Raw genomic sequence first — 7,864 nt, forward strand, 5'->3', positions numbered from 1 at the left:
TAATTCCTTTATAAGACCACTGGACATGTTCTGGGTAAAAATACTAGTATGCTTTGCCAGGTGCCCTGTCTCGGCTTGGCTTAATTTCTCGTTTGAAAAATCGGATTATAACTATGAAGCAAGGCTTGCATAAGCCAGGAGATGGAATTGTTTCCGCTCAAAGCGGTTCCAGTTTTTCCGCCGAAGGGGCGGATTATGCCTGTGGCGATCAGGGTGGGTTGTTGACCGGCCTGGCGGATTACTTTCGCAACTTTTCAGCTGATGCATTGGCCAATATTCAATTGATCACCGCCTGTTGCGGTAAATTGCTTAATGCCCAGGGAGCTTTTTACAGTAGGCAGGTAGAGGATAAGTTGAAATTTTTCGCCACCTGGAACACGCCCCAGGAGGCCGTTCTTTATGAAGACCCCCGCGGCAGGGTTTGCGATGATGTAATCCAAAGGGATTCTGATGAGGTGGTGGTGATTAAAGATGTGCGCACCACCCCCTTTTGGGAGACCGATCCTCATCTCAAACCAATGGGAGTCATAAGCTATATCGGTTGCGCATGCACACTTGGCAACCGCCATGTGGGGGCTTTGTGTGCCGTATTTGACCATGTCCGTGATTTTTCCAACCAGGAAAAGGCCCTGATCAGCCTGGCCGCTTCGGTTATAGGTTCCGAGGAAACCAGAAGACAGGCTGAGAACGCCTTGTCTTCGGCAAGGGAGAAACATAACGCGATATTCGAGGCCGCCCTGGATCATATCTACATCAAAGATAAAAACTTTTGCTATACCGCCCTTAATCCTGCGGGAGAGGACTTTTTTGGCCTGGACGAAAGCCAAGTCCTGGGTAAGGACGATTTGCACTTTTTTGCCCCTGAAAGCGCATCCTATATTCATGAAATGGATCAAAGGGTGCTCAATGGCGCGGTGATTAATCAAAAAAAGGAACTGGCCGATATCCATGGTGAGAAGCGGGATTTTCACGTAATCAAGGTTCCTTTGAGGGGGCAAGACGGCCGGGTGGAGGGGATTTGCGGCATTGCCAGGGATGTGACCCATACCAGACTGCTGGAAAAACAGCAGGTGCAAATGAGAAAGATGCAGGCCCTGGGCGCCCTGGCAGGCGGTTTGGCCCATGATTTTAATAATATTTTGGCAGCTATCATGGGATACACCGAGCTTGCCCTGGAAAATGCAACCTGCGGCAGTGATAACCAGGATGAACTGGAAGTCGTGCTAAAGGCCACCGAAAGGGCCAAGGCCCTGGTCAGACAGATAATGACCTTTTCCAGTAAGGTGCGCCTGGAGCCTGTAAGTATGGACCTTAACCGCGAGGTACGGCAGGCTTGCATGATATTGGAGAACACCCTTCCGGGCAATATTGCTTTTGAGCTGAACTTCGGCAAACATCTGGGGCGTATGAAAGGAGATCCCGCAAAAATCGGCCAGGTTATTTTAAACCTGGGACTCAATGCGGCCGATGCCATGCCTCAAGGCGGAACCATCACCTTTAAGACCAGGGCCCAAGAGCTGCCTTTGGAATCACGCCCCGAAACCCAGGATCAGAGACCCGGCCTCTACCTGATGCTTTCTATCCGTGACAATGGTTGCGGTATGGATGAAAAGACCTGTGAACGGGTATTCGAGCCTTTTTTTACCACCAAGGATCTGGGAAAGGGTATGGGGCTGGGGCTTTCCACGGCTTTTGGCATAGTCAAAAGCCACGGCGGCCGCATTTTTTGCCAGAGTAGCCCAAACAAGGGAAGTGTGTTTACTCTATACTTCCCCATGCTGGCCCCTGAGCCCGGTTCAAGCGAAAAAGTCGATTTTTTAGATGCGGATGATGCCCCGGGCGGCAACGAATTGATTATGGTGGTGGATGATGAAGACAACGTGAGGCACCTGGCCAGAACCATCCTGGAGCGCAAAGGTTATTCGGTTTTGGGGGCTTCAAGCGGGGAAGCAGCCCTGTCTTTGTTTTCCGCAAACCAAACAAAAATTCATTTGGTGATCATGGATTTGGGTATGCCCGGTATGAGTGGGACCCAGTGCCTGGAAAGGCTTTTGGCCTTAAAGCCGGATCTTAAATTCATGGTGGCAAGCGGGTATGCCCGCAAACAGGATGCCAAAGGCATGGCCAGTCTGGGTGAAGTGCCTTTTTTAGGCAAACCCTTCACCGTAAAGGACCTTTTGTTTAAAGTCCGCCAGGTCATTGATCAAGACCAAGAATAGAAAGATAAAAAACCTTAAAACCTTCTTGCCTTTCTGCCGCTTTTGAGCGAACCCGGTCGAGCGGTGCTTTTCCTTCTTTTTATGTATGTTCTTTATATGTATATTCAATTGGAAGGTCTTTAACGATTATCTGGCCCTGCTATAATTTAGTCTCTTTTATTTTTTTTTGATTTGTAAAATTTTATTTTTTATCGCAACCTGGGGGATTTCTCTTAATGGCTGAAAAAAAACCTGTTAATCCAGACGCTTTGATCCAGGAATTAGGTATAGAAGGGCTTTGCCGGACTGCGGAAGAATACTACAGCTCAATGACCTGCACCAAGGGCGTGAGGGCCAAACCCTTTGCCGAGTTTGAGCACACACCGGTTTCCCTGGTTAAACTCGGGCTTCTCCTGGAGGGGTTGAAGCTTGGCAAGTCAATGAAGGTGCTCGATTTTGGGGCGGGCACCTGTTGGCTTTCCAGGGCGCTTTGGCAAATGGGCATAAAGCCCATAGCCATGGATCCTTCGGAAACCGCTCTTAAAATAGGCAAAGAGCAATTCAAGGGCGCGGTCTGCGCAAATGGCGGCGGCTATGACCCTGAGTTCATGGTTTTTGACGGCAGGCGGATTGAACTGGAGGATGAAAGCGTAGATCGGATAACCTGCTTTGATTCCTTTCACCATGTTCCCAATCCTGAGGAGATTCTGGCCGAGTTCAGCAGGGTGCTCAGTAAAAACGGGCTGATCGGGTTCTGCGAGCCGGGGCCGGGGCATCATAAGTCCCATCATTCCCAGTTTGAAATGCGCGAGAAAAGGGTGCTCGAAAAAGATGTTCATCCGGATCGGCTGTTTGAGCACGCCCGCGCCCTTGGCTTTACCGGTTTTTTTGCGAAACCCTATTTAAGCACTCACGGCGAGGTTTCGTTTTCCGGTTATAAGCGTTTGCTCAAATATAAGTATTTTCCCCCTTTTAGCGGCCTGGCTCGAGTGTGGAGACTTTTTTATCCCCCTTTAGCCTATAACCCTGTGTTCTTTTTCGAAAAGGGAAAGGCCATTCACGACAGCCGCTCGGAAAAGGGTCTTTCCTTTGCCTTAGGTGAATTACCTGCCCAACTGGAATACAAAAGCGGTGAGGAGTATGAGCTGTCTGTGAACCTGAAGAACACCGGGTCCGCCCGTTGGCTGACCCATAATTGGGTGGACGTCGGTATTGTTAAGTTGGGAGCTCATCTTTTTGATCAAAAGGGAAATTGCCTTGACTGGGACTGGCTAAGGATAGATCTGCCCCATGACCTGGAACCGGGAGGGGAGGTCGGCCTGACCTGCCGGATGATCTTTTCCGAACCGGGAGATTTTGTCGTGCAATTGGATTTGGTCTCGGAAAATATCTGCTGGTTTGGTGACAAAACAGGCTATCACCCGTCTGTCAGGGTCCATGTCGCCTGAGCAGACGGGTGGATTTGAGCAATCAGCGGCCTAAACTCCATTTCAGGAATTTCAGCAAGAGCGGGGCAGTGGCCATAACCGTAAAGAGCCGGAAAAAGTGAAAGGCCAATACCACTGGTAGATTTGCCTTGGTATCGCTGGCCAGGCCCACCATGGCTGTCATGGCTCCGGGACTGGTGGCCATATAGGCGGTGGGGGTGTCCATTATTCCCAATTTATGAAAAATAGCGGTCACCAAAACGCCTGTCACCACCAAGGCCAAAGACGAAATTATAACCGGCAGGATAAGCTGGGAAAGGTGCCCAACCATCTGGGGCTTGAACATGTATCCAACCATGACCCCGAGCATTACCTGAACCGAAAATTTCAGCCAGGAGGGCATAACCTCTCCTGTGGCTTGAAAGCTTCTGAACAGAACCACTGCCACCATTGCCCCGATCAGGGCTCCGCCGGGAATTTTAAGTTTGGAAAAAACAGCACCGCCAAGAGCGCCCACAGCAAGTGTGATAAGTAGATTAGGGAGATTTTGCATCTGATCCTCTTCAAGTGCAGATTGAATCATAAGAAAAATCAAATTCTACTACCAGTAACGGGTTTACGCTTGCGGTCAAAGAAAACCTGCCCAATCCCGCGGGAACACAATTTCGCCGGGAATATTTTTGTATTTAAATGAGGCTTCAAGATAACCTGTGGCAGGCCTTGGAAATGTTGCGGCAGACCAGGCTCTTTTATGAAAGGTCCTTGTCGCAGTTGGCGCGGCTGTGAGTATTTTTCGGCTTTTTGGGTCGGCGAAACTCTTTAAGCCTCCGCCCGGACCCTGGCTTATTACTCCTTACTTTTTCGGCAGCTAAAAGTATTTTCCCTTTTTTATTTCCCGGAGCCGGGAGAAGAACTGGAGTTTATCTTTATTTGGGAGCCGTTGCCGGGTTCATCAATTGGTTTTCTTGGCCGCTGATGAGCCGTTGTTTGCGGACTCACCCTGGAGCCCGGCCTGTGGGGTTCTGGCCGACCGGCCTTTGCCTGTCTGCGAAAGGGGCAAGAATAAAACCGTTGCGGGTGGCCATTGCCTGGAATTTCACCTTGAAAAAGGCCAGGCACCGCAAAAAGCCTGGGGGCGATACAGACCGGGGACCGGTCTGTGAGGGGACTTGGACTATTGAGGTTCCAAGGGCAATTCCAAGAGGAACTCCGCGCCTTTTCCGGGCAGCGTACTAAGGCTGATTTTGCCCCCGTGTTTGTTTACAACCACATCATAAACAATGGCCAGACCCTGACCCGTTCCTTTGCCTACCGGTTTGGTTGTGTAAAAGGGGTCGAAGACCCTGTCCTTAAACTCCGGTTCAATACCTACGCCGTTGTCCTTGACCCTGATCTGAGCGAATTCCGGTGTCCCTAAAGTGGTGAGGGTTATGGTTCCCTGTTGTACGCTATTCGATTCCTGGGCCTCGCTAATGGCTTGGGCGGCATTCACCACCAGGTTTAGGATCACTTGGTTGAACTCCCCGGGCAGGACCGGTACAAGAGGCAGGTTCGGGTCCAGATTGAGTTTGCATTCAGCTACATACTTCCATTCATTTCTGGCGATGGTTACAGTGTTGGTTATGGCCTGATTGATATCTACGTATGATCTTTCTTTGGGCCCGGGATGGGAAAAGGCTTTCATGGCTCTTACAATTTCCGCCACCCGTTCCGTGCCCTCCAGCGACTGCCTTATGGCCAGGGGCATCTCCTCGGTGAGGTATGCCAGATCCGTCTCCTGTAAAAGGCTTTGCTGTCTTTTTACCCAGTCTGGGGCTGAGTTGTCGGAACATACCTTTTCGTAAGCCTTTTGGGTTGCGCCAAGCACGCTTAAGAGGTCGTTCACGCTTTCTTCCAAAAAACGCAGGTTGTCCCCGACAAATTGGATAGGGGTGTTGATTTCATGGGCAATGCCCGCCGCCAGCTGGCCAATGGATTCAAGCTTTTGGGCCTGCAGCAGCTGCCGTTCCATTTGTTTGGCTTCCGTCAGATCACGTACAATTCCGGTGTAAAAAGTCCCGTCCCTGGTTTGCCATGAAGCCAGGGACAACTCCAGGGGGAATTCCTCTTTATTTTTTTTAATGCCTGTAATATTCCGCAAGTGCCTTACATACTGTTTTTCCAGGTCCTGCAGGGCCTGGTCTCTGATCTGGATCAGATAAGTGAGCACGTTATCCGGAACCAGCATTGCCACCTGTTTGCCAAGCGCCTGTTCCGGTTCATAACCGAACACTTGGGTCGCACCTTGATTCCAGGAAACAATGATTCCTTTTTTGTCTACGGTGATTATCCCTTCCCTGGCTGTATCAACTACGGCTCTTAGCCTTTCTTCATTTTCCACCACCTGGTCCCTTACCTGTTTTGCCTTGAGTGCGCTTTCCAGCATCTGAGCCACTGCCTTGATCAGGCTTTTTTCCTCGTTGGAAAATTTTTTCGCCGCGTGTTGCCCTGTTTTTTGGGGATAGGTTACCTCCAGTTTTCCATTTTCCTTATCCTCTATTCGAAGGGGGGCCTCAATTGTGGAGCCTTCAAACTCCCCCTCAGCAGTGGCGTATTGGTTGCCGTTTAAAATGATCTTGGCTTCGAGCTGTTCGGGTTCTCTGAAAGCGGGGAGAATGGCCTTCAAGGTTTCATTTAATAATTCTTCCTTTGGTCTGGACCTTTTATTTAAAATTTCCAAAACCGTATTCAGGCAAGTAAGCTCCCTAACCCTCTGGGCCAGATCAGAGGCCATTTTTTTTGAGGCCTGTTCCGCCTTTTTTCTTTCGGTGATGTTGGTGATAATGGCAAAACTACCCTGGTATTCATGTTGTTCATCAAAGAACGGTTTGGGGGAGACCAGAGTGTAGACTTTTTCACCGTTTTTACGGTACATGGTCAGCTCATAATTACGGTTGGGTATATCCGGTTTTTGCTTTATGTCATGAGTGATTATCTTCAGCACCTCGGGGTCGGCGATTTTTCGGATACTTCTCTGATAAAGCTCTTCTTGGGTGTATCCCAGCATATGGCAATAGGCCTGATTTACATAACTGTGGCGCCCTTTTTTATCCACAATGCTCAAGCCCTCGCTCATGGCCTCCACCAGTTCGCTGAAACGCTCCTGGCTTTCGGTCAGGTCTTTGGTGCGCTGACTCAACAGGTTTTCCAGTTGGGTTTTTTGTCGCTTGGCTTTATGCAAGAGCCTTTTCCGGCGCAAGCAGGATTCCACGCAGATTAAAAGTTCTCCCTGTTTTACGGGCTTGGTCCGGTAGTCATAAGCCCCCAGGTTAAAAGCCTGTCCAGCCATCACGGGATCGTCGATAGCCGTGATTATAACTACGGCGGGTGAGTTGGGCCGCTCCTGTACATGGCTCAAAAGATCCAGGCCCGTTTCGTCCTTAAGGTTAAGATCCAGAAGCATCAGGTCATATTCCGAATGGTCCAGGGCGGCCAGGGCGCTGACTGAATCCCAGGCCAGGTGGCAGAGGTGCCCTTCGCTTTGCAGAAATTCATGAATAAGCTCCCTCTCATGGATTTCGCCATCAACAATAAGAATTTTAGCCATATTGACTCCCGACTTTGGGGACGGTCCTAAAAAAAGTGTGAGACCAAAATCCTTATAATTGCAAGTGTTTGTTGGATACGACAGGGAGTATGGTAATTGGGTCGTCCGGTGAGCTGTCTGCAGGCGGCCTGGGGCGGGTTTGATTTGATCAGCTTCACCTCTTTAAATAAATTTTTTAGGTTCTCATCCCGAAAACCGGTGTGCGAAAATTAACAGGTAAACATGGTCTTTTTCGGTGCAACTTTTTTAGATGAATTATAGGAAATAAAATTGGACATGATATGGTCTGTGATTATGCGGTCATGTCCCCAAAGGTTTTTTCTTAAGGTTTAGTCACTCCTGAAAGGCCGAATTTGCCGTCATCTGATAATCTGTCCGACCGGGTGAAAGCTTCATTGTGCGATAACGTAAGATATTTTTCGCTTTTATAAGTAGGCGGTGGTCTCCGTATGGTGAAATGAGAGTTGCTTAAGATTACTCACACCAAACGAAAGGACCACCACCTTGGACAAGGATAACACCAAAAAGCTCGGGCATGTCGTACATATCGACGAGGGTAAGATTCGGGGCCATTTGGACGAAATGGTCAGGGGCACAGTGGAGCAGACCTTAAACGATTTACTGGATGCCGAAGCAGATAGACTCTGCAATGC

Annotated in this window: 5 protein-coding genes and 1 pseudogene; 4 read left to right on the plus strand and 2 right to left on the minus strand. The window is 49.4% G+C overall.

The annotated features are described in order from the left end of the window. Nucleotides 1-113: 113 nt before the first annotated feature. Entirely contained in the window at nt 114-2,219 is a 2,106-nt protein-coding gene (locus X474_RS16775) for a hybrid sensor histidine kinase/response regulator (RefSeq protein WP_052515327.1), read from the plus strand. Nucleotides 2,220-2,434: 215 nt separating this feature from the next. Next, nucleotides 2,435-3,646, plus strand: coding sequence for a class I SAM-dependent methyltransferase (locus tag X474_RS16780; RefSeq protein WP_044350524.1), 1,212 nt, complete (start codon nt 2,435-2,437; stop codon nt 3,644-3,646). 22 nt (nt 3,647-3,668) lie between these two features. On the opposite strand, the gene X474_RS16785 is transcribed toward X474_RS16780, so the two are convergent. Then, a complete protein-coding gene (locus X474_RS16785) occupies nt 3,669-4,178 on the minus strand; it encodes an AbrB family transcriptional regulator (protein WP_056009649.1) in 510 nt (169 codons plus the stop codon). Between the two features lie 403 nt (nt 4,179-4,581). Here X474_RS16785 and X474_RS16790 point away from each other — a divergent pair, with 403 nt between their 5' ends. Continuing rightward, complete coding sequence (locus X474_RS16790) at nt 4,582-4,788, plus strand: hypothetical protein (protein ID WP_044350526.1); 207 nt, start codon at nt 4,582-4,584, stop codon at nt 4,786-4,788. 11 nt (nt 4,789-4,799) lie between these two features. Here the strand turns inward: X474_RS16790 and X474_RS16795 are convergent, their stop codons facing one another. Beyond that, nucleotides 4,800-7,211: a hybrid sensor histidine kinase/response regulator gene (locus X474_RS16795; RefSeq protein ID WP_052515328.1), complete on the minus strand. Its 2,412-nt coding sequence runs from the start codon at nt 7,209-7,211 to the stop codon at nt 4,800-4,802. Between the two features lie 504 nt (nt 7,212-7,715). Between X474_RS16795 and X474_RS27640 the strand changes: the two are divergent. Beyond that, nucleotides 7,716-7,864: pseudogene (locus tag X474_RS27640) on the plus strand (IS256 family transposase); the annotation flags it as partial.

It is taken from the genome of Dethiosulfatarculus sandiegensis, from assembly GCF_000931935.2.
In the GTDB taxonomy this organism is placed as follows: Bacteria; Desulfobacterota; Desulfarculia; order Desulfarculales; family Desulfarculaceae; genus Dethiosulfatarculus; species Dethiosulfatarculus sandiegensis.

Coding starts and splice junctions, on each gene's coding strand:
- X474_RS16785 (WP_056009649.1), bottom strand. CDS start 4,178: ATGCAAAATCTCCCTAATCTACTTATCACACTTGCTGTGGGCGCTCTT.
- X474_RS16780 (WP_044350524.1), top strand. CDS start 2,435: ATGGCTGAAAAAAAACCTGTTAATCCAGACGCTTTGATCCAGGAATTA.
- X474_RS16795 (WP_052515328.1), bottom strand. CDS start 7,211: ATGGCTAAAATTCTTATTGTTGATGGCGAAATCCATGAGAGGGAGCTT.
- X474_RS16775 (WP_052515327.1), top strand. CDS start 114: ATGAAGCAAGGCTTGCATAAGCCAGGAGATGGAATTGTTTCCGCTCAA.